This is a genomic window from Lactococcus formosensis (assembly GCF_037892375.1).
GTDB classification, from domain to species: domain Bacteria; phylum Bacillota; class Bacilli; order Lactobacillales; family Streptococcaceae; genus Lactococcus; species Lactococcus formosensis.
The window spans coordinates 850,085-872,781 of sequence record NZ_CP141721.1 but is presented as its reverse complement, the minus strand read 5'-3'; the positions used below and the strand labels follow the sequence as shown (position 1 = coordinate 872,781).

Annotated in this window: 11 protein-coding genes, 9 tRNA genes, 3 rRNA genes and 2 pseudogenes; 3 read left to right on the top strand and 22 right to left on the bottom strand. The window is 40.3% G+C overall.

Annotation, left to right across the window (positions count from 1 at the left end):
* The first annotated feature begins 18 nt into the window (after positions 1-18).
* From VNN39_RS04285 to VNN39_RS04275, 3 genes are all read left to right on the top strand, one after another.
* On the top strand, positions 19-1,287 hold the full coding sequence (locus tag VNN39_RS04285) for an NAD(P)/FAD-dependent oxidoreductase (RefSeq protein ID WP_165713565.1): 1,269 nt from the start codon (positions 19-21) through the stop codon (positions 1,285-1,287).
* Positions 1,288-1,370: 83 nt separating this feature from the next.
* Positions 1,371-1,456, top strand: a tRNA-Leu gene (locus tag VNN39_RS04280).
* Positions 1,457-1,589: 133 nt separating this feature from the next.
* On the top strand, positions 1,590-2,624 hold the full coding sequence (locus tag VNN39_RS04275) for a YdcF family protein (protein WP_338997950.1): 1,035 nt from the start codon (positions 1,590-1,592) through the stop codon (positions 2,622-2,624).
* A 34-nt stretch (positions 2,625-2,658) separates the two neighbouring features.
* Here the strand turns inward: VNN39_RS04275 and VNN39_RS04270 are convergent, their stop codons facing one another.
* From VNN39_RS04270 to VNN39_RS04170, 22 genes and pseudogenes are all read right to left on the bottom strand, one after another.
* Positions 2,659-3,453, bottom strand: a complete 795-nt coding sequence (locus VNN39_RS04270) for a TraX family protein (RefSeq protein WP_165712538.1) — start codon at positions 3,451-3,453, stop codon at positions 2,659-2,661.
* Positions 3,454-3,668: 215 nt separating this feature from the next.
* On the bottom strand, positions 3,669-4,838 hold the full coding sequence (locus VNN39_RS04265) for a class I SAM-dependent rRNA methyltransferase (protein ID WP_338997947.1): 1,170 nt from the start codon (positions 4,836-4,838) through the stop codon (positions 3,669-3,671).
* A gap of 47 nt (positions 4,839-4,885) precedes the next feature.
* Positions 4,886-6,082, bottom strand: a complete 1,197-nt coding sequence (locus VNN39_RS04260; protein WP_338997945.1) for a phosphoglycerate kinase — start codon at positions 6,080-6,082, stop codon at positions 4,886-4,888.
* A 92-nt stretch (positions 6,083-6,174) separates the two neighbouring features.
* Complete coding sequence (locus tag VNN39_RS04255; RefSeq protein ID WP_017369695.1) at positions 6,175-6,660, bottom strand: hypothetical protein; 486 nt, start codon at positions 6,658-6,660, stop codon at positions 6,175-6,177.
* A 391-nt stretch (positions 6,661-7,051) separates the two neighbouring features.
* Positions 7,052-7,137 (bottom strand) — tRNA-Leu (locus VNN39_RS04250).
* Between the two features lie 38 nt (positions 7,138-7,175).
* A tRNA-Gly gene (locus VNN39_RS04245) sits at positions 7,176-7,247 on the bottom strand.
* 69 nt (positions 7,248-7,316) lie between these two features.
* Positions 7,317-7,389, bottom strand: a tRNA-Thr gene (locus VNN39_RS04240).
* Between the two features lie 11 nt (positions 7,390-7,400).
* Positions 7,401-7,482: transfer RNA gene (locus VNN39_RS04235), tRNA-Leu, on the bottom strand.
* 46 nt (positions 7,483-7,528) lie between these two features.
* Positions 7,529-7,601 (bottom strand) — tRNA-Lys (locus VNN39_RS04230).
* Between the two features lie 38 nt (positions 7,602-7,639).
* Positions 7,640-7,712 (bottom strand) — tRNA-Asp (locus VNN39_RS04225).
* 2 nt (positions 7,713-7,714) lie between these two features.
* Positions 7,715-7,787: transfer RNA gene (locus VNN39_RS04220), tRNA-Val, on the bottom strand.
* 4 nt (positions 7,788-7,791) lie between these two features.
* Positions 7,792-7,907, bottom strand: a 5S ribosomal RNA gene (gene rrf, locus VNN39_RS04215).
* Between the two features lie 84 nt (positions 7,908-7,991).
* A 23S ribosomal RNA gene (locus VNN39_RS04210) occupies positions 7,992-10,890 on the bottom strand.
* 167 nt (positions 10,891-11,057) lie between these two features.
* Positions 11,058-11,130: transfer RNA gene (locus VNN39_RS04205), tRNA-Ala, on the bottom strand.
* Between the two features lie 108 nt (positions 11,131-11,238).
* Positions 11,239-12,787: ribosomal RNA gene (locus VNN39_RS04200) — 16S ribosomal RNA — on the bottom strand.
* Together the 16S, 23S and 5S rRNA genes with 8 tRNA genes alongside form the textbook arrangement of a ribosomal RNA operon.
* A gap of 306 nt (positions 12,788-13,093) precedes the next feature.
* Positions 13,094-16,930, bottom strand: a pseudogene (locus VNN39_RS04195) (PolC-type DNA polymerase III); the annotation flags it as partial.
* Positions 16,931-17,371: 441 nt separating this feature from the next.
* A pseudogene (locus VNN39_RS10100) lies at positions 17,372-17,977 on the bottom strand (PolC-type DNA polymerase III N-terminal domain-containing protein); the annotation flags it as partial.
* A gap of 143 nt (positions 17,978-18,120) precedes the next feature.
* Positions 18,121-20,223 carry a peptidase domain-containing ABC transporter gene (locus VNN39_RS04190; protein ID WP_338997941.1) on the bottom strand — a complete coding sequence of 701 codons (2,103 nt, stop codon included), beginning with the start codon at positions 20,221-20,223 and terminating at the stop codon, positions 18,121-18,123.
* Positions 20,224-20,226: 3 nt separating this feature from the next.
* A complete protein-coding gene (locus VNN39_RS04185) occupies positions 20,227-20,952 on the bottom strand; it encodes an NAD(P)H-dependent oxidoreductase (RefSeq protein WP_338997939.1) in 726 nt (241 codons plus the stop codon).
* Positions 20,953-21,473: 521 nt separating this feature from the next.
* Positions 21,474-21,812 carry a hypothetical protein gene (locus VNN39_RS04180; RefSeq protein WP_338997937.1) on the bottom strand — a complete coding sequence of 113 codons (339 nt, stop codon included), beginning with the start codon at positions 21,810-21,812 and terminating at the stop codon, positions 21,474-21,476.
* A gap of 400 nt (positions 21,813-22,212) precedes the next feature.
* Positions 22,213-22,356: a mersacidin family lantibiotic gene (locus VNN39_RS04175; RefSeq protein ID WP_338998088.1), complete on the bottom strand. Its 144-nt coding sequence runs from the start codon at positions 22,354-22,356 to the stop codon at positions 22,213-22,215.
* Between the two features lie 100 nt (positions 22,357-22,456).
* The gene (locus VNN39_RS04170; RefSeq protein WP_338997935.1) at positions 22,457-22,636 is read right to left on the bottom strand and encodes a lichenicidin A2 family type 2 lantibiotic; all 180 of its coding nucleotides are present in this window, start codon (positions 22,634-22,636) and stop codon (positions 22,457-22,459) included.
* Positions 22,637-22,697: the final 61 nt, after the last annotated feature.

Here is a 22,697-nt window from a genome sequence, read left to right as displayed (position 1 = left end):
CTATGCTATAATGAAGTTATGAAAAAATATGATGTAATCGTTGTTGGTGCTGGACCTTCAGGTATGATGGCTGCCATAGCTGCTGCTGAAAATGGTGCCCACACAGCTTTAATTGATAAGAACAAAAAGGTTGGAAAAAAACTATTGATGACTGGAGGTGGACGATGTAACGTTACTAACAGTCATTCTGTGGATGAGATTATTACTCATGTTCCTGGAAACGGGCGCTTTTTACATAGTGCTTTTGCTCAATTTTCAAACTTGGATATTATTGATTTCTTTGAGAAAAATGGTATTCCGCTCAAGGAAGAAGATCATGGCCGTATGTTCCCTGTAACAGATAAATCTCGCACAATTGTTGAGGGACTTTTCAGTAAAATAGAGGAACTTCAAGTGGACTATTTTCCAAACTCTGCCGTAACTGAGCTCAACATAGAGCATGGCACTATTACCGGACTCGAAACAGAAACAGACAGCTTCGCGGCCTCTTGTGTTGTCTTATCTACTGGCGGTCGCGCCTATCCATCAACAGGCTCCACCGGCGATGGTTATAAATTAACACGAAGTGCTGGACATACAATCACAACCCTTTATCCGACAGAATCTCCATTAGTTTCTTCTGAAACATTTATCAGTGAGAAAAGTTTACAAGGTATCTCCCTTCGAGATATTCGATTGAGTGTACTTAATGCTAAAGGGAAAGTCATCATTGACCACCAAATGGATATGCTCTTTACACACTTTGGTATTAGCGGACCAGCAGCACTTCGCTGTTCTAGCTTTATCAACCAAGAGCTGGCTAAAGGCGCAGAAAGCGTGACTGTACAGCTGGACAGCTTCCCTGACATATCTGTAGCACAACTCTTAAACGACTTGAAAAATACTGCGCGTGACAATGGAAAGGCTGTGAAAAATGCTTTTGCAGCACTGACTCAGGAACGCTACTTACTTTTCTTACTCGATAAAGTTCAAATCGACGCAGATATGCCTGCAAAGCAACTCACTGAAAAACAATTAGAGAGACTCTCCCATATCCTTAAAGCATTTCCAATCCAAATCGATAAAACTTTTCCGATTGAGAAATCTTTTGTCACTGGTGGCGGTGTACACCTTAAAGAAGTTAATCCAAAGACAATGGAAAGTAAATTAACACCCGGTCTCTATATGACAGGAGAATTACTTGATATCAACGGTTATACTGGTGGCTATAACATTACATGTGCTTTTGTAACAGGGCGTGTAGCAGGTACCCATGCTGCAGAAATGGCTTCTTATATGAAATACTGAACAATCTTTATAAAAACATCTAAAAAATAAGTTCATCCTTGCATTCTTCTTCGTGAAATGGTATTATATTAAAGTACCAATTCGCGGAAGTGGCGGAATTGGCAGACGCGCAGGATTAAGGATCCTGTGGCCTATCTTGGCTGTGCGGGTTCAAGTCCCGCCTTCCGCATCGTAAAAACACCGGTTTCATGCCGGTGTTTTTTTATATTTCTTATTTCAAACAAATACCGCTTCAGTAATACAAAATACTAGTTTACCGAGGTGCGAACATGATATACTAATTTTAACTATTGGAGGATTCTATGCTTTATCTACTCTTTTTTCTTGCTATTTCTGGGATAGGCTATTTGCTAATTAAATTTAAAGACCGCAGTATCTTTGGAGGGCTACTTCTTGCTGCCGGCTTGATTCTCTCATTTTTCACCCTTTTAATTCTTGGACTCGTTTTCCTTGATAAAACTTCCTCCCATGGCTCACTGCTTGCCTTAGCCATTTTCTATTTACTTATCCCGCTGATTTTTTTAGCTGTATGCATCTATCTCATTTTCAATTCACAAACAATGCATACAAAAGAAGGGAAAAGCTTAACTGCAAAGCTCTCCGCTGCCATGGGCTTAAACTTAATCATCAGTTTCCCTCTTTTTCTATTTTTAATCACAGGTGTATTCAAACTACCACTTTTTCTGGATATAATTTTGTTATTTATCCTCTTACTTGATTTAATACTATCCTTCATCTTTATTGCTTACCTCTTTTATTCTTGGATGTACCAGATGCTACCGCTTAAAAAGCATATTGACTATATTATTGTACTTGGATCTGGTATTTCTAGTGAAGACGTTCCACCGCTTCTAAAAAGCCGCTTGGACAAAGGGATTGAATATTTCTACAAAAATCCGAATGCGAAATTTGTCGTGAGTGGTGGGCAAGGGGCTGATGAGCCTGTTTCTGAAGCTTATGCCATGCGTAAATACCTCCTCTCTCAGCATATTCCTGAAAATATGATTATTTTAGAAGATCAATCAACTACAACTTATGAAAATATGCTTTTTTCAAAACAGCTTATTGAAGAAGATTGGCTCACACGATTTGAGATTAGCCACCCAGCGCCAAGTATTATCTTTTCAACCAATAATTATCATGTACTCCGTGCACGTTTATATGCCCGTAGAGTGCATCTTAAGGCTGAAGGGGTTGGTGCACCAACAGCACTTTATTTCTTACCCACAGCCCTCATACGTGAATACGTGGCCCTCTTATCACACAATAAAATATGGGTTATGAGCCTCATTGGTTTTGTTTTCTTCGCTTTATTATATAGCTTTTTACCAATATAAAAACACACGGTTAATAAATGACCGTGTGTTTTTGTTATACTACACCTACCAAGACATAGCGTAAGATGTACAGAATAAGCAAATGTGCGGGATAAAAATAATAGAAAAGATCTCTTTGCCACTGTGCGCCATTACCGCCACGTTGACCATTGTAGAGGAAAATGAAAGGTAAAACAGTAATAATCATAAATTCATTTGAAAAACTGAGTACCTGGTAAAGCGTGCCTGCTGCACTCCCTGTAAAATAGCCCACCAAACTCCATACAAGCAACAGAAGACTAAAAGTAATAATTCCTGCTGAAATTTTTGCCCATCTTCCTCGGAAAAAATAGAAAATGAGAACCAATACAAGCTCGTACGGGCCACCCTCACTCAACAGGATAAGGGGCAAAAGCAATAGAATGACTAAGCTATATGAAAAACACTTAAGCTTCGTCCCTTGATTTTTACGAATAATATCAATTGCCCAGATCAAAGCAAATAGGAGTGCCAGCGTCATGAAAATATTTTGACCTGCAAGAAGTAAAAATATATCAAATTGCCCATAAGGATCCTCAAAACTGCTCCGTGTCAGCAAGTTGAAGCTAATGTTGATGGCATACATCAGTAGACCACCACCTAAAAGCCTTAAAAAATATTTTTTTCGACTTCTTGTATAATGAAAGCCTTCGACCATCATAAATACAAATAGAGGTGCGACAAATCGCCCTAAAAATCCTACCCAGGTAGGTAAGCCAAAGTAGCTTCCAAGATAAATGTTAATATGATCGATAACCATAAATACTATACCTATGATTTTTAAATCATAGCTAGAAAATATTTTTTTCATACTCTGTTCTCCTTTATTTGTGAAACAGATTTTCTAGAAGAAACCAGCCTAGGTGAAGAAGATGAAGAAACAAGAGAACTGCTTCTACTGAGACGGCTTTTTTTAGAAAAACTGATACCCTTTTATTATAAAGGAGAATTGTACATCCTCTCTTACATTTCAGTAATTTATGGCTTATTAAAAAACTGCTGAAGCAACTTTCCAACAGTTTTTTCTTATTTTTTGATTTGAATAAACATGACTTTCAAATAATCACCTTCCGGGAAAGAAGAAGCCACCTTGAAGTCGGCAGGCAAGTGCTCTTCCTGAAAAATATCAAATTTAACATTTTTATTTTTAAGAGCCTGTTCTACCATTTTACGGAATTTCTCACGGCTAACATTAGCAGCGTTTGTAGAGGCAATCAAAAGTCCTTCTTTATTTAAAATATCGATTGATTCTTGAACGAGTTCCCCATAATTCTTCGCCACCGAAAAAGTCTTCTTCTTGTTACGAGCAAAGCTTGGTGGATCTAAAACTACTACATCATAACTTAATTCTTTTTTCTTGGCGTAATTAAAATAACCAAAAACATCCATAACGTAGATGCGTTGACTCTCAGGATCGATGCCATTCATTGTAAATTGTTCTCGCGTTTTATCCAAAGAACGTTTAGCTAAATCAACTGAGGTTGTTTGGCTTGCTCCACCAAACGCTGCTGCGACCGAAAAAGCGCCCGTATAACTAAACATATTAAGAAGGGTCTTACCTGCCACTAAACCACTTGCTAAAGTACCTCTGACTTCTTTTTGATCTAAGAAAATCCCTGTCATTAACCCTTCATTCATATATGTTGCATAGGTCACACCATTTTCCTTAACGGCCAAGGGTTCTGGGGCAACTTCCCCCCATACATGTCGTGTTTCAAAATTTGGACCATCAAACCGAATTTTTTCATAAATTCCTTTGATTTCAGGATAAACAGAGCGAAAAGCAGCTATAATGTCTGTACTTTGCGTATAGATAAAAGGGTTGTACCAGCTAAAAACAGCATAATCAGCATAATAATCTACAGTTACCCCACCTAATCCGTCTCCTTCACCATTAAAAAGCCGGAAAGCTGTAGTAAGCTCATCTTGGAAAAAAGAAAGACGTGCGCGCTTAGCTTCTTCAAATTTCGCTGCATAGAAGCTTTGATTTATATCCTCTGAGATCGGACTTAAAAGCCAACCAGCGCCTTTATTTTGTTTTGATAAATAGCCTCTTCCCAGAAAGTTTTCTTGTTCATCAACAAAGTCAATAAACCCGTCTTCCTGAGGAGTAGACTTTAAATCTTCGGCAACAATTAAGGGAAAAGCGCGGCGGAGCTTTTGTGCAGCCTGCTTTTTTACTGTGATTTTCTTCATAGTATTATTGTATCAAAAAAACAGACCATGGTCTGTTTTTTATTGCATTATTTTTCTGTAAGAGCATCAAGTCCTGGAAGAACTTTACCTTCGAGAAGTTCCATAGAAGCACCACCACCAGTAGAGATCCATGAGAATTTATCTGCACGGCCAAGGTTGATTGCTGCAGCTGCTGAGTCTCCACCACCAATGATTGATTTTACACCTGGTTGAGCAATGATGGCATCCATAACACCGATAGTACCTGCTTGGAAGTCAGGGTTTTCAAAGACACCCATAGGACCGTTCCAAACAACTGTTTTAGCACCTTCAAGTTCTTTAGCAAAACGTTCAACTGATTTAGGACCTGCATCAAGACCAAGGAAACCAGCATCAACTGCTTCACCTTCAGTGTCTTTTACTTCAGTGTAACCAGCAAAAGCATTAGCTTCTTTTGAGTCTACTGGCAAGATAAGTTTCCCGTCTGCTTTTTCAAGCAATTCTTTCGCCAAGTCAAGTTTATCTTCTTCAACCAAAGAGTCTCCGATTTCGATGCCTTGTGCTTTGAAGAATGTGTACGCCATACCACCACCGATGATAACTTTGTCTGCTTTACCAAGCAAGTTTTCAATAACACCGATTTTATCTGAAACTTTTGAACCACCAAGGATCGCTACGAATGGGCGAACTGGGTTTTCAACAGCTTCTTGGATGTAAGCAATTTCGTTTTCAAGCAAGAAACCAGCTACTGCTTTATCCACGTTAGCAGAAATACCTACGTTTGAAGCGTGGGCACGGTCAGCAGTACCAAATGCATCATTTACGAAGATACCGTCTCCAAGTGAAGCCCAGTATTTACCAAGTTCAGGATCATTTTTAGATTCTTTTTTACCATCAACATCTTCAAAACGAGTGTTTTCAACAAGCAAGATATCGCCATCTTTTAATTCAGCAATAGCAGCTTCCAACTCAGCACCACGAGTAGTTCCTGGGAAAACAACTTCTTTGCCCAATTTTTCGCCCAAAGCTGCTGCTACTGGAGCAAGAGATTTACCAGCTTTATCTGCTTCTTCTTTAACACGACCAAGGTGAGAGAAGAGAATTGCACGTCCGCCTTGTTCAAGTACATACTTGATTGTTGGAAGAGCTGCAGTAATACGGTTATCATTAGTAATTACACCATCTTTAAGTGGGACATTGAAGTCCACACGAATAAGAACTTTTTTACCTTTAAGATCTACATCTTTAACAGTCAATTTTGCCATTTTCTGGAAATCTCCTATAAATTTTTATTTAGTAATAAAGTAATTATATCACAATTTGAACAAAACTTTCTCTTCAAGCATTGTTAATAAAGTCACTGTTCATCATATAATATTTTTATTATTTTTTCTTTCAAACGATGTTTTTCCATTCGATGCAGTTCATCACCAGCAAGGTAACTTTTAAGAAGAGCACGGTAGCGTAAATTTAAGTTTTCTAAAACTTCTTCAAGCAAACTGCCAGAAATCAGAGTATGTTCTGGACTGGCTACTTTTCCTTTTAAAGCATCTGAATATTCGTAAATATCTAGCCCAGTCCCACAGTCAAAACCCCTTTTAAAAGCCCGCTCCCTTCTTTTAATATCAATAAGTCTCTGCTTATAACGTACTTTAAAATGGCAAAAAAGTTTTCTTTGTGTCACACCATCCTCAAGTAAATCATATAATACCAAACGCCCTTCCTGCTGATAGTCATCTATCGTCCAAAAATTTATCGGAATCAAACGACTATTCTTCCATACAATATGTTGAACAGAATGAAATATTTCTTCCAGCTGCTCCATATCTAAATTATGCTCCATCCTTCTACATTTCTCTCCCCTCTAGAATAACATCCAACTTATCGTAACTTATTTGTTTCCTCCTTTTGTAATGTGTTCTACTCCTATATAGTAGAATACCATAGCTAGAAATAAATACAATTATCAAATTATTTTTATTCTTTAAATTTCTAAAACATAATCGAAATTATGGACATTTTTTAAGTTCCAGAATACAAATTGACATTTTATCAAAAAAACTAGAATATTAGCACGTATCTTTTCATCTTAGAGTAATAAATAACAATTCTCTGATATTTAACAAATCAACTCATAACCTCATATTTCAACAAAAAAACAACTCGCTTAATGTACCAGTTGTTAATATAATCTATAAAAAAACCAAGAGTTAGTAAACTCTTGGTATAAGTGATGCCGAGGACCGGTTTCGAACCGGTACGAAGGTTACCCTTCGCAGGATTTTAAGTCCTGTGCGTCTGCCAGTTCCGCCACCCCGGCAAAATATGGAAAATCCCCCACTAAGGGAGAACTAACAAAGCGAACGACGAGATTCGAACTCGCGACCCCAACCATGGCAAGGTTGTGTTCTACCCCTGAACTACGTTCGCAACGCTTAAAGAAAGACAAGCTCTCTCAAACCCTCTATCTGGCTTCACTAGGTCCAACAGTTAAAGGAATGCCGACTACATGATTCGAACACGCGACCCTCTGATTACAAATCAGATGCTCTACCAACTGAGCTAAGTCGGCTATAAAAGAAATGCGGATGAAGGGACTTGAACCCCCACGCCCTAAAGCACTAGAACCTAAATCTAGCGTGTCTGCCAATTTCACCACATCCGCTTGACAAGTTCTTTTACGCTTTATACCTCAACCTAATGTTAAAGTATGACCCGTGCTGGGCTCGAACCAGCGACCCTTTGATTAAAAGTCAAATGCTCTACCAACTGAGCTAACGAGTCTATTTCTTTTATTACCTTTCAAGTAAGTCTACTTGAAACGGTTCCGACGGGAATCGAACCCGCGATCTTCGCCGTGACAGGGCGACGTGATAACCGCTACACTACGGAACCTATGGGAGTTAACGGGATCGAACCGCTGACCCTCTGCTTGTAAGGCAGATGCTCTCCCAGCTGAGCTAAACTCCCAATCACTTGGCATTTACCATATCTCACAGGGGGCAACCCCCAACTACTTCCGGCGTAATAGGACTTAACTTCTGTGTTCGACATGGGAACAGGTGTATCTCCTATGCAATGAATACCAAATCATGGTCTGAATGTATTGAACACTCAAAACTAAATAACAATTTCTTGATAAATAAGTAAAGCTAAACTCATATGTTCTATTACTTGGTAAAGTCCTCGAGCTATTAGTACTGGTCCGCTCCATCCCTCGCAGGACTTCCACTTCCAGCCTATCAACCTGATCATCTCTCAGGGCTCTTAATTCATAAAGAATGGGAAATCTCATCTTGAGGTGGGCTTCGCACTTAGATGCTTTCAGCGCTTATCCCTTCCCTACATAGCTACCCAGCGGTGCTCCTGGCGGAACAACTGGTACACCAGCGGTAAGTCCACCCCGGTCCTCTCGTACTAAGGGCAGATCCTCTCAAATTTCCTACGCCCGCGACGGATAGGGACCGAACTGTCTCACGACGTTCTGAACCCAGCTCGCGTGCCGCTTTAATGGGCGAACAGCCCAACCCTTGGGACCGACTACAGCCCCAGGATGCGACGAGCCGACATCGAGGTGCCAAACCTCCCCGTCGATGTGAACTCTTGGGGGAGATAAGCCTGTTATCCCCAGGGTAGCTTTTATCCGTTGAGCGATGGCCCTTCCATGCGGTACCACCGGATCACTAAGCCCTAGTTTCCTACCTGCTCGAGTTGTAGCTCTCGCAGTCAAGCTCCCTTATACCTTTACACTCTACACATGATTTCCAACCATGTTGAGGGAACCTTTGGGCGCCTCCGTTACTCTTTAGGAGGCGACCGCCCCAGTCAAACTGCCCGACAGACACTGTCTCCCACGCCGATTATGCGTGTGGGTTAGAGCAACCATGAAGCAAGGGTAGTATCCCAACAGCGACTCACTTGAAACTAGCGTCCCAAGGTCAAAGTCTCCTACCTATCCTGTACATGCTTCACAGGTACTCAATATCAATCTGCAGTAAAGCTCCATGGGGTCTTTCCGTCCTGTCGCGGGTAACCTGCATCTTCACAGGTACTAAAATTTCACCGAGTCTCTCGTTGAGACAGTATCCAAATCATTACGCCTTTCGTGCGGGTCGGAACTTACCCGACAAGGAATTTCGCTACCTTAGGACCGTTATAGTTACGGCCGCCGTTTACTGGGGCTTCAATTCAGAGCTTCGCCTAAGCTAACCCCTCCTCTTAACCTTCCAGCACCGGGCAGGCGTCACCCCCTATACATCACCTTGCGGTTTAGCAGAGAGCTGTGTTTTTGATAAACAGTTGCTTGGATCTTTTCACTGCGGCTGTATTTCTACAGCACCCCTTCTCCCGAAGTTACGGGGTCATTTTGCCGAGTTCCTTAACGAGAGTTCTCTCGATCACCTGAGGCTACTCGCCTCGACTACCTGTGTCGGTTTGCGGTACGGGTAGTATTGAATTAAACGCTAGAAGATTTTCTTGGCAGTGTGACATCAAGGGCTTCGCAACCGTAGTTGCTTCCCCATCACAGCTCAATGTTAAAGGAAAATGCATTTGACACATTCCACACCTCACTGCTTAGACCAGAATCCATTAACTGGCTCCCTTTAGCCTACTGCGTCCCTCCATCACTAACAATACTAGTACAGGAATATCAACCTGTTGTCCATCGACTACGCCTTTCGGCCTCGCCTTAGGTCCCGACTAACCCAGGGCGGACGAGCCTTCCCCTGGAAACCTTAGTCTTACGGTGGATAAGATTCTCACTTATCTTGCGCTACTCATACCGGCATTCTCACTTGTAATCGCTCCAGCACCCCTCACGGTATACCTTCATCGCTGATTACAACGCTCTCCTACCATTTAATTAATATTAAATCCACAGCTTCGGTAATATGTTTAGCCCCGGTACATTTTCGGCGCAGGGTCACTCGACTAGTGAGCTATTACGCACTCTTTGAATGATAGCTGCTTCTGAGCTAACATCCTAGTTGTCTGTGCAACCCCACATCCTTTTCCACTTAACATATATTTTGGGACCTTAGCTGGTGGTCTGGGCTGTTTCCCTTTCGACTACGGATCTTAGCACTCGCAGTCTGACTGCCGCACATGTGTATTAGCATTCGGAGTTTATCTGAAATTGGTAACCCGAGATGGGCCCCTCATCCAAACAGTGCTCTACCTCCAATACACTTAAATTGCGACGCTAGCCCTAAAGCTATTTCGGAGAGAACCAGCTATCTCCCAGTTCGTTTGGAATTTCTCCGCTATCCACAAGTCATCCAAACACTTTTCAACGTGTCCTGGTTCGGTCCTCCAGTGCGTCTTACCGCACCTTCAACCTGCTCATGGATAGGTCACTAGGTTTCGGGTCTACATCATGATACTAAAGCGCCCTATTCAGACTCGCTTTCGCTACGGCTCCGCCTCTTCAGCTTAACCTCGCATCATAACGTAACTCGCCGGTTCATTCTACAAAAGGCACGCTCTGACCCATTGACGGGCTCGAACTTCTTGTAGGCACACGGTTTCAGGTGCTATTTCACTCCCCTCCCGGGGTTCTTTTACCTTTCCCTCACGGTACTGGTTCACTATCGGTCATTAAGGAGTATTTAGGCTTGGGAGATGGTCCTCCCGGATTCAAACTGGATTTCGCGTGTCCAGCCCTACTCAGGATACTGCTAGGTATAAAGTCTATTTCAAATACGAGGCTATTACTCTCTTTGGCTTACCTTCCCAGGTAATTCTTCTATAGACTTTAAGTCCACGTTGCAGTCCTACAACCCCAAGAAGCAAGCTTCTTGGTTTGGCCTGTTTCCCGTTCGCTCGCCGCTACTTAGGAAATCGTTTTTACTTTCTCTTCCTGCAGGTACTTAGATGTTTCAGTTCTCTGCGTTACCTTCGCGTAAGCTATGTATTCACTTACGGATACTATGCATAACATAGTGGGTTTCCCCATTCGGAGACCTAGGGATCAATGCGTACTTACTGCTCCCCCTAGAATATCGTCGTTAGTCACGTCCTTCATCGGCTCTTAATGCCAAGGCATCCACCGTGCGCCCTTATTAACTTTGCCATTAAAACAAGTATAAGTTTTTTCGAACTATTTAAAATAATTCGCAGCTTTACAGAAATGTTTAAAACATTTCTCGGTTTATTTATCGTTATAAGATATTGTTATTTAGTTTTCAATGATCAATTCCTATTTTAACGTCTTCGTTGACAAGACACTTTCGTATCTTATGGAGCCTAGCGGGATCGAACCGCTGACCTCCTGCGTGCAAAGCAGGCGCTCTCCCAGCTGAGCTAAGGCCCCTTCTCTCAACGCAATCTTCTCTATCTTGCATCAAAAGACTGCTTGTTTGGTCTTTATAGACCCCTCAAAACTGAATAAAGTAGAAGACATCTTTTTTATATTCCTTAGAAAGGAGGTGATCCAGCCGCACCTTCCGATACGGCTACCTTGTTACGACTTCACCCCAGTCATCGGTCTTACCTTAGGAAGCGCCCTCCTTGCGGTTAGGCAACCTACTTTGGGTACTCCCAACTTCCGTGGTGTGACGGGCGGTGTGTACAAGGCCCGGGAACGTATTCACCGCGGCGTGCTGATCCGCGATTACTAGCGATTCCGACTTCATGCAGGCGAGTTGCAGCCTGCAATCCGAACTGAGAATGGTTTTAAGAGATTAGCGCACCCTCGCGGGTTGGCGACTCGTTGTACCATCCATTGTAGCACGTGTGTAGCCCAGGTCATAAGGGGCATGATGATTTGACGTCATCCCCACCTTCCTCCGGTTTATCACCGGCAGTCTCACTAGAGTGCCCAACTTAATGATGGCAACTAGTAATAAGGGTTGCGCTCGTTGCGGGACTTAACCCAACATCTCACGACACGAGCTGACGACAACCATGCACCACCTGTATCCCGTGTCCCGAAGGAACTCCTTATCTCTAAGGATAGCACGAGTATGTCAAGACCTGGTAAGGTTCTTCGCGTTGCTTCGAATTAAACCACATGCTCCACCGCTTGTGCGGGCCCCCGTCAATTCCTTTGAGTTTCAACCTTGCGGTCGTACTCCCCAGGCGGAGTGCTTAATGCGTTAGCTGCGCTACAGAGAACTTATAGCTCCCTACAGCTAGCACTCATCGTTTACGGCGTGGACTACCAGGGTATCTAATCCTGTTTGCTCCCCACGCTTTCGAGCCTCAGTGTCAGTTACAGGCCAGAGAGCCGCTTTCGCCTCCGGTGTTCCTCCATATATCTACGCATTTCACCGCTACACATGGAATTCCACTCTCCTCTCCTGCACTCAAGTCTCCCAGTTTCCAATGCACACAATGGTTGAGCCACTGCCTTTTACATCAGACTTAAGAAACCACCTGCGCTCGCTTTACGCCCAATAAATCCGGACAACGCTTGGGACCTACGTATTACCGCGGCTGCTGGCACGTAGTTAGCCGTCCCTTTCTGGTTAGATACCGTCACTTAAGTAATTTTCCACTCTACTTAACGTTCTTCTCTAACAACAGAGTTTTACGATCCGAAAACCTTCTTCACTCACGCGGCGTTGCTCGGTCAGGGTTGCCCCCATTGCCGAAGATTCCCTACTGCTGCCTCCCGTAGGAGTCTGGGCCGTGTCTCAGTCCCAGTGTGGCCGATCACCCTCTCAGGTCGGCTATGTATCATCGCCTTGGTAGTCCTTTACACTACCAACTAGCTAATACAACGCGGGATCATCAAGTAGTGAAGCAATTGCTTCTTTCAAATAAGAATCATGCGATTCTCATTGTTATGCGGTATTAGCGTTCGTTTCCAAACGTTGTCCCCCGCTACTCGGCAGATTTCCCACGCGTTACTCACCCGTTCGCCGCTCTTCATGAAAATAGCAAGCTATCTTCAATCATCGCTCGACTTGCATGTATTAGGCACGCCGCCAGCGTTCGTCCTGAGCCAGGATCAAACTCTCATTTAAATTTAGTTCATCAAATGAACTGGCTGTTGTTTTGTCTTTCATTATTGAATTGACAGTTGGTATACAAGAAGTTAACTTCTCGCATATAGTCATTCTACTTTATTCAGTTTTCAAAGGTCTATCGCTCTCACTTGAGATGTGCTCTCTCGCGACAACTATTATATTCTATCAAACTCACTCCCTTCTGTCAAGAATAAACTGTCCTTTTTTCTGTTTTTTTTTGCCTTCGTTCGGAAAACCCCGCCGTTGTCACGTTCTTGGCATATGAAAAATCAGACGGAATCCGTCTGATTTTTCGTTTTTTTATTAAAAGAGGTCTTCAAAGAGACTTAATTGATTATCTTCTGGCATTCCTTGGAGAATTCCCATAGATTTCATATTGTCAACAACTGTCTGTGACACGCCTCCTCGTTTACGAAGTTCCATAATACTTAAGAACTCTCCTTCTTTGCGGGCTTCAACAAGTTGTTTGGCAACATTTTCGCCCAAGCTATCCATTGTAATGAATGGTGGAATCAATGTATCGCCATCAATAACAAACTCTGTGGCTTCACTTCGGTAGAGATCAATCTTGCCAAATTTATAACCGCGTTCAAGCATTTCGTTACAAAGCTCGAGCGTTGTCATTAAAGAGACCTCAGTGTTTGTTGCATCGAAACCTTTATCACGGATTTCCTTCATCTTCGCCTTGACAGCATCTAATCCTGCTCCCATCGTTGCAACATCAAATGTCGTTGCACGAATAGAAAACCATGCACAATAGTAGAGAATCGGCTTATGCACTTTGAAATAAGCAACACGAAGCGCCATCATAATGTAGGCAGCTGCATGGGCTTTTGGGAACATATACTTGATTTTCGAACAAGATTCAATATACCAATCTGGTACACCATGCTCACGCATTGCATTAACATAGGTTTCTCTTTCTTCTGCCCCAATCTTGCTCCACATCCCTTTACGTACACGTTCCATAATATTAAAGGCCATGGATTCGTCTAAACCAGCATGTATCAGATAAACCATAATATCATCTCGACAACCGATAACGCTGGACAAGTCAGCAATACCTGAGCGGATCAATTCTTGAGCATTACCTGCCCAAACATCGGTACCATGAGAAAGTCCTGAAATTTGCAGTAAATCCGCAAAAGTTTTAGGTTTAGCTTCAGCAATCATGTTCATTGAAGTGAAGGTCCCCATCTCAGGAATACCTAATGTTCCAAGCTTTGCACCAAGCTGTTCCTCCGTAATCCCCAACGATTCTGTACCTGTAAAGAGTTTCATTACCTCCTCATCGTCCATGGGAATATCTTGTGGTACAATCCCCGATAAACTTTGGAGTTTTCGAATCATTGTCGGATCATCATGCCCAAGAATATCAAGTTTTAAGATGTTGTCATGAATCGCATGGAAATCAAAGTGGGTAGTTTGCCATTCCGCACGCACATCATCAGCTGGATATTGCACAGGTGTAAAATCATAGACATCCATATAGTTTGGAATAACGATAATCCCGCCCGGGTGTTGTCCAGTTGTACGTTTAACACCTGTTGAAGTCATGGCTAAACGATCAATTTCAGCATTGCTATAAAACTGATTGTAATCTCGTTCATAACCTTTGACAAAACCAAATGCTGTTTTTTCGGCTACTGTACCAATTGTTCCCGCACGAAAAGCGTAGTCTTCCCCAAAAATATCACGGACATCCAAATGGGCTAAAGGCTGATCATCTCCCGAGAAGTTCAAGTCAATATCGGGTACTTTGTCACCTTTGAACCCCAGGAAAGTTTCAAAGGGAATATCGTGACCGTCTTTAACCAACTTATGTCCACATTTTGGACACTCTTTGTCAGGCATATCATAACCTGAGCCGTAGCTCCCATCATCATAACATTCAAAATATTGACATTCCGGGCAGCGATAATGCGGTGCGAGAGGATTAACCTCGGTAATACCAATCATTGTAGCTACAAGTGACGAACCCACTGATCCACGAGAACCTACTATATAACCACGTTCATTTGAACGCCGTACAAGTTCTTGCGAAATGATATAAACCACGGAGAAGCCATTCCCTATAATAGAACGTAACTCTTTTTCCAAACGCGCATCTACAATATCTGGCAAAGGATTGCCATACCACTCGTGCGCTTTCTCATAAGTCAAACGCGTGATGCGCTCTTCGGAACTTTCTCCACCCTCAAAGGTCATTTTCGGTGTGTAAAGATCATCTCTTACAGGCGTTAATTCTTCAAACCGCTCTGCCATTTCTTGCGTATTAGTGATCACAATTTCACGCGCTGTGGCTTCGTCTAAGAAGCTAAATTCGTCCAACATTTCATCTGTCGTACGGAAATGCGCTTCAGGCAAAGGTAGAGGTTTGGCATGTTCGCCTCGCCCTTGGTTCCAGTTGATTTCTGCCCCTTGACCCAACGAACGTATAATAATCTCTCGATTTATCGCATCTTCTGGGTTAAGGTAATGAGCATCACCAGTAGCTAAGACTGGTTTGCCTAATTTCTTACCGAGCTTAATCAAGTCTTTCAGCGTTTGTTGGAGCTCTTTTTCATTTTTAAAGTTACCACCGACAACAAGAGATTGATACAGCGCTGGCGGCATAACTTCAATAAAGTCATAAAACTTCGCAATTTCTAATGCTTCTTCAAATGTTTTGTTTGTTATTGCATCGAAAACTTCGCCTGATTTGCAGGCTGACCCTACGATGATGCCTTCTCTATGTTCTTGCAAAACGGATCGCGGAATACGTGGTACACCAGCAAGATACTTAACATTAGAATAACTTACAAGTTTAAATAAATTCTTCAAACCTGCTTGTGTTTGAGCATAAAGTGTGACGTGGTTTGGACGAACTTTCTTAAAAGAATCTTCCGCTACGAGTTTATCGTTCAAGTCAATCAGCGATGTCCACCCAAAACGATCGCGTACTTCATTAAGGAATACAAATAATAAACGCCCCGTAGCTTCCGCATCATAGTTGGCCATGTGGTGATGCTCTAAACCAATCTGAAACTTTTTCGTCAATTGTCCCAAACCAAAACGCTTCATCTCTGGGTACAGATTACGAGCGAATTCCAAAGTATCAACCACAGGTTGCTTAATGATTGGCAAGCCATTTCGCTGATAATTCATATTCATAAAGCCAACGTCAAAGGTAGCATTATGGGCTACCAAGATACTGCCTTGACAAAAATCTTGAAAGGCTTTCAAAACGTCATACAAAGGTTTTGCATTTTTTAAATGGTCCTGTGTAATACCTGTTAATTCCGTTGTAAAATCACTAATGGCATAACCAGGATTAATAAATTCATCAAACTCGCCAATAGGATTTCCCTTATGCATCTTAGTTCCGGCAATTTGAATCAAGTCATTATGGACAGCAGATAATCCTGTCGTTTCCACGTCAAAGACAACATAAGTTGACTCATACATATTGACATCTTCTTCATTGAACACAATGGGAATCTTGTCCTCTACCAGATTTGCCTCTACGCCATAGATAATTTTTACACCATGTTTTTTTCCGGCTTGATGGGCTTCAGGATAAGCTTGAAGACCCGCATGGTCTGTAATGGCAATTGCTTTATGACCAAACTTCGCAGCTTGGGCGACAAGTTTACTTGCAGGAGGCATCGCATCCATAGTTGACATATTTGTATGGCTATGGAATTCCACACGTTTGTCTCCTTCAGCTGCCTTGTCTTCTCGTACTCTTTGTGTCGGTATCTCTTGCAAGTCACTCATCTGGAGGACAAGATCTTTTTTATAGTCATCATGCTGCACTGTCCCACGTACACGCGCCCAAATGCCAGCAAGCTGTTTAGCTACAGCAATTTCCTCATCTCCACGGACCCATTTTGAAATATAAAAGCTGGATGTATAGTCCGTCATCTCAATCTCTAACAGATGGCTAATATTTCCTGTCTTGCGTGATTTAATCTCGCGTAGCTCACTCTTGAAGATATAGCCTTCAAACACCAAAGCACCATGAGTTGAAAATTCACTGACCGAACGCATCGGTGTGATTGGCTCAGAATTTTTAATCTCACGCCCTATCTGAATTTTATCTGATTTTACAGCACTAATTTGTGCTGCAACTCGGCTACAATCTTCTTTTTTAGCAATTTCGACGACATCATTTGCGGTCATGACTAGATCGTCCTTATAAACATCATGTGCAATATTTCCCCGCACACGCAGCCAGATGCCCTGATCAAATTGAATCGTACCATCTTCACTTGTATTGGCAGCCTTGACTTTCTCCACGATGGTGTCAAATTGAGCTATTTCATGGTCTTTACGTCCCCATTTAACAACTTGAAATATGGAAGTTTCATCCGCAATCTTCATCTCCAAGACATGATTAACTTTGCCTGTGCCATTGCTGGCAAACTCACGATGATGCGCATCAAAGACATAACCTTCAAAAACAACGCCACTTCCCTCACCAGCTATAAAACTCATCGAAGTCACGGGGCTTGTACCATTTATTTTACGTCCAAATGAAATTCCTTCTGACAAGGCTGTATCAATTTTTTCAGGTGCTCTTTCGGTTTTGGCGCTCGCTTCATCCGTACGCTGCTTTTTGAGTTCACTTATCTGCTGTTGAGATGCTGACTCTGCAGCCAACATGTTATGCACTTTACGTTCATGTGCTTCTCGTTTTTCCAAGGTTAACTTTTCATCAACAACAGGGCGAATAGTAAGTGCTCCAAAGCCAAAATCTTTCAACTTTTCTTCTAAGATAGGGAAGTCTTTTTTTACAAAATGATCCAACTGGGGATTGTCTTCAACCAAAAGATTGATCTGAACACCTCGTTGCTCTATCTGATATTTTTTAAAAATATTCGCAAAAGCTGTATCTGCTAAGTTTGGTAAAGTTAATGCAAGCTGATAATAATCGTTGAGCATCGCCTCATCAAATTCTGGTTGGTCAACTGTTATCGAAAGTTCTGTCTCAGCGATAGTTGAAAAAGCAGACTCAATCAATCCAGACAAAACCTTCCACTGTTCAACTGGCAAGATTTTCTCAAATTTTAATTGGAACTTCCAAAGCTTACGCTCTGTATGTACTTCGACATTTTCAATTTCTGCACTGGAAAAAAGAGCCGATTCGCGAATTTGATTTGGCATTTTTATTTGATCCATCAGTTTTTCAAAAAGATTTTCCATTTTTTCTCCGCATATCTCTATTTTTTCTGTATCCTCCATTATAACAAAAAAGCAACATGTGTGCTTTTTTACTATTTTTATATTTTCAAATACATGCAGCACTAAACTTCCTTTACGAGAAGCCGTGTCTTTATTACTAATTTTTAATTCTCGCTTATTTTATATAGCTTTTGATATTCTTGGCAAGTCTCTAAAAGTTCCTGATGCGTACCTTTTCCAACAATTTTTCCTTCTCCCATAACAATCACTTGGTCAAACTCCGCAATCATAGACAATCTGTGTGCCACAACGATTACCGTTGCAGGAAGTTTAAATATATTGGCCATCAAAATTTTTTCAGTGATGTTGTCTAAACCACTTGTGGGTTCATCCATAAAAATCGCCTTCGGTTGAGAAATAACTGTTCTGGCAATTGATATCCGTTGTCTCTCTCCACCTGAGAAATTTTGACCATTTTCCGAAATTTTAGTTTCCACACCTAGAGGGAACGAGGCAACAAGATCATCTAAATTTGCAATTTGAATACTCCTTAACAGCTCATCATCCGAAAATTTTCTCCCCATAAGGATATTCTCTCTAAAAGTACCACTGAACAAAATATTCTCCTGAAGAACAATTCCAAGATTTTTTCGTAAACTTTTAAGTACTATTTTTTCATGTTCAACATCATCATAGTAAACTTTCCCACTCTCAACTGGAAATAGGCTAGCCATTACTTTAAGGAGCGTGGACTTACCTGAACCGCTAGCTCCGACAATTGCAAGTTTTTGATGGGGTTGAATTGATAAAGAAACATTTTTTATAGCTGCTTCAGAAAAACGACTATATCTATAAGTGACATTCTCTAAATCAATCTTTCCAGTATAATTCTCAAGCGTAAATTCACCCTCATTACGTTCTTGCTTCGTTTCTAAGATATCCAGTAACCTATCAATATACACCTTTATCATCAACAACTGATTGTATACATTCGTAATAGATAGTACTGGCGTCAAAAACATAACCCCAATTGAGCTAAAGGCCACGACAGTACCTAGTGTCATTTCCTGGCTTTGTACCATCAAGTAGCCAAAGAAAAAAATAATAAGTGGATAAAAACTTTGAATGCTGTTTGGAATATTTGTCAGGATTGAAGAATACTTTGCTTTCGTTCTCTCCATAATGATTTGTTGTCCAAAATTATCACTCCAATTCTTGTAAATATATTCGTAAGAATTTGTCGCCTTGACTGTGAAGATATTGTTTATCATCTCGTTAACTATGTCTTGTGATTTAGTCATGACAACCATCTGATTTTGTACAATTTTCTGATTAATTTTGGCATTAATTATCGAAACACCTATCAGTATGGTTACGATAATGATTGTGATTAGCGCTAAAAACATATTCATCCAAAACATAATGAATATATAAACAACAATAAATAAGAGGCTCAAAGCTAACTCCAGAACTTGATCAACAAGGATTTGTCTAATATAAGAATTTGAATTGATTCTATAAATCAGCTCTCCCTTACTTCGGTTGACAAAATATGAATAAGGAAGGTGTAGTAATTGATGAATCGTATTTCCAAGTAAGGTTTTGTCTATTCTTGTTTGAAGCCTCACTAAAAGCCTTATTTTTACCATGTTAATAACAAAGTAAAAAACAATCATCAAAATAATCCCTATCAAAAAAGATTGAAAAGGCATTTTAGTACTTGAGTCAATAATGCTTTGAATTACGAATGGAATAAGTAGGCTTACACAGTGGGAAAAAAGCGAAAAACTAAGAGTAACGACTAACAATTTTTTATTTTCCAAAACACTTTCTTTAAGAGTATTATTTATTTTAGAAATTTTTCTTCTTCTATGCCCGTCATTTGTAGAGTAGAGCACCACCTCTGAAAAATGTTCTTTAAAAGCCTCGAAAGACAGCTTTCTTTTTCCCAAGGCTGGATCAACAACATGAATGGTCTTTCTTATGATTTTTTCTACCACCACAAAATGCTTCAAGTCCCAGAAAGCAATAAAAGGAGTTGGAATTGATTGCACAGATTCTGCGTTAATTCTCGCAGCCTTCGACACAACGCCATACTCCTCTAAAACACTTCCCATTTGAAAAAGATTATAGCCGCCATTAGGGACACCATACTTTTCTCTTAGCTCGGCAATATTTACTTTCTTAACAAGGTAGTCAATCATCATTGTTGCGCAAGCCAAACCACATTCAGAATGCTCACTTTGTTGTTGGAAGCGCACCTTCATAAACTAACTCTCCTTATTTTGATATTTAGACACCAAGTATTCAGAGAAGCTCTCAAATTCAAGCATTCCTGAGATTTTCCAAAATTCTAGTTTCCCATTTTTAATATCATTATCTTCAAAATAACTGACCTGTTCTAACATCGATATTCGACTTGCACTAAATATCTTTTCAGTAAAAATATTTGCTTTTGGATAATCTATGATACTTTTAGTAATTCTGGATGATATTTCTTCTGAAACGCTATCAAGCCACTCAGGATTATTGATTTGGTCAGGCACCATTGATGCATTAGCCGTTGCAATAACATTTCCACCCATAAAATTCATGATTTCCCCTAAGGGATTAATCACCGTATCTTGTCCATTAGTGGAACAAGTGCTCAATAAAACAACAGGTTTCCCCTGCAAGCGTAGCGTATGCGCCCACCAAGCCAATTTATCTAAAATCATTTTTAATTCACCAGTCATGTAATGAAGATATACAGGAGAAGCTAGGATTAATAAATCTGAACTAAGGATTTTTTCTTCTAAAATTGGCAAGTCGTCCTTTTCAACACAACCTGCTTCAAGAAAGCACTCCTCACCGCCTTTACATGCTTTCAGATTGAAGTCTTGGGGGTGTGCTATTTCGATTTCACACCCTTTCAATTTATCAGTAATATTGGAAATAAAAGTTGCTGTGTTCCCCTCTTTTCTTCTACTCCCGTTTAGAATAAATATTTTTTTCATTTAGTCAGCCCTTTCATAGTATCTCAACACAAGATACCCTAACAAACTTCTAGCAGTAAGAAGAAATAAAAATATTAGGAGTACATCATTTGAACGAATTAAAATTGAAATATCACCCAAAAAACCAGGTAATGTCACAGTTGTTAAGACGATGCCTAGTGTCACTAAAAAACCATCTGTAATATTAATGAGGACACTATTTCTTTTCACTAATAAACTTTTATATTGTGTATTATCCTTGTTTTTTATTTTTTTGGTGCCCTCAAGTGAATTAATAAGTAAAAATATAAAAGTGATCAATATCGTAATAAATATCATATTCAGTATTCCTCCCTATACTATCTGTGATTAAAGAGAACATTTCAAGCTAAACAAGAAATGTCCTCTTTGCTTAATATTCTTTTCAAAGTACTACAATATTAAATTTCATTATCATAGTTCTAATCCTATTCTTGCATTTTTACACTTCTCCTTAATAAGAAAGACTATCTTTTCATTGTATCGTTTTCACAATACAATGGTTACATACGCTTATCAAAATATCTAAGCGCAGAATACTCAATCATTGATCTTAGCATTAACAAATTAAAAGTAATTGCAGCTAAACGCTCTACAGATATTTGAATGCTAACACGAAATGTAATGGGTAACCCTATAAAAAGTATTCCTAAGCCAACCATCACTAGGTTTACATAATCGATTGAAACTGATTTCACTTTTAACTTAATCATTCTCCAGCGCTCGTCATTACGATACTCTTTTTCTTTTTTATCCTGGTAAACTCTATTAACAAGATAAAAAATCGCCGTTATAACAAAGAAAATAAGCAATAGAGACTGATCTAAATGTTCATAAAACATATTATCCTTCTTTCTAATTTAAAAATATTTACATAATTTGTATTAACTAATTTACTTTAGTTGGCTACTGTAATAAAAAGGAAAGACACCTCCTTACAGGTTATAGACAAACAATATGATCAAGGCTATATGTTCATTGAAAGTTTTCTACTGGTAAGATAATGCGCAGAAATCCCCTCTCCCGACTATGACTGACTTTATTACTTGACAATCCCTAAGGACACGAAAAAACCTTTAGTCAAGAAAGCTAATCATTCACTGAGTTATTTACTATCAAAAATGAGGAGTAATCAGTACATAGAATTTACAAAACAAACTTACAGAACTCCAGGGAAAATACTTCACAAAGTAATTTGTCTACACTCTGAAAGGAGGAGTACCTCCTTAAATCAATCAGTAATTAACATCGTACAATGGAAATTACTGCCCCAGCGGATGCTCCTGCACACCAAACTGAAGATGTCTTTATTGTTACTGCAATTGAGTATAAACAAGCTGGTGATGTACGAGCTTGGACATCTCCTGATCCTTGTACTTGAACCATTTCTGAAATTGTCAGCTCTTCAAATGAAGTGCCAACAACTTTACTAACATCAATATCTGACATATTTTTACCTCTCCTGTTTCTATAGAATATCCTTCTCTTAACATCTTCCTTTTAGCGTTTTTACTATCACAATTGATACGGTTACACCAGCGGTAAACGTACAAATTGGTGTTGAGCGTACTTCCATATCACCTGTCCCTTGAACCTGAGTCATTTCTGCAATTGTTAACTCCTCAAATGCATCACCAACAATTTTGTTTGTATTAATTTCTGACATATTTCCTCCTTTCCCACCTCAATAAAAGTGTATTTTTTATAAAAATCAAATGTGTTAAATG

Coding starts and splice junctions, on each gene's coding strand:
- VNN39_RS04285 (WP_165713565.1), top strand. CDS start 19: ATGAAAAAATATGATGTAATCGTTGTTGGTGCTGGACCTTCAGGTATG.
- VNN39_RS04275 (WP_338997950.1), top strand. CDS start 1,590: ATGCTTTATCTACTCTTTTTTCTTGCTATTTCTGGGATAGGCTATTTG.
- VNN39_RS04270 (WP_165712538.1), bottom strand. CDS start 3,453: ATGAAAAAAATATTTTCTAGCTATGATTTAAAAATCATAGGTATAGTA.
- VNN39_RS04265 (WP_338997947.1), bottom strand. CDS start 4,838: ATGAAGAAAATCACAGTAAAAAAGCAGGCTGCACAAAAGCTCCGCCGC.
- VNN39_RS04260 (WP_338997945.1), bottom strand. CDS start 6,082: ATGGCAAAATTGACTGTTAAAGATGTAGATCTTAAAGGTAAAAAAGTT.
- VNN39_RS04255 (WP_017369695.1), bottom strand. CDS start 6,660: ATGGAGCATAATTTAGATATGGAGCAGCTGGAAGAAATATTTCATTCT.
- VNN39_RS04190 (WP_338997941.1), bottom strand. CDS start 20,223: ATGAAGGTGCGCTTCCAACAACAAAGTGAGCATTCTGAATGTGGTTTG.
- VNN39_RS04185 (WP_338997939.1), bottom strand. CDS start 20,952: ATGAAAAAAATATTTATTCTAAACGGGAGTAGAAGAAAAGAGGGGAAC.
- VNN39_RS04180 (WP_338997937.1), bottom strand. CDS start 21,812: ATGTTTTATGAACATTTAGATCAGTCTCTATTGCTTATTTTCTTTGTT.
- VNN39_RS04175 (WP_338998088.1), bottom strand. CDS start 22,356: ATGGTTCAAGTACAAGGATCAGGAGATGTCCAAGCTCGTACATCACCA.
- VNN39_RS04170 (WP_338997935.1), bottom strand. CDS start 22,636: ATGTCAGAAATTAATACAAACAAAATTGTTGGTGATGCATTTGAGGAG.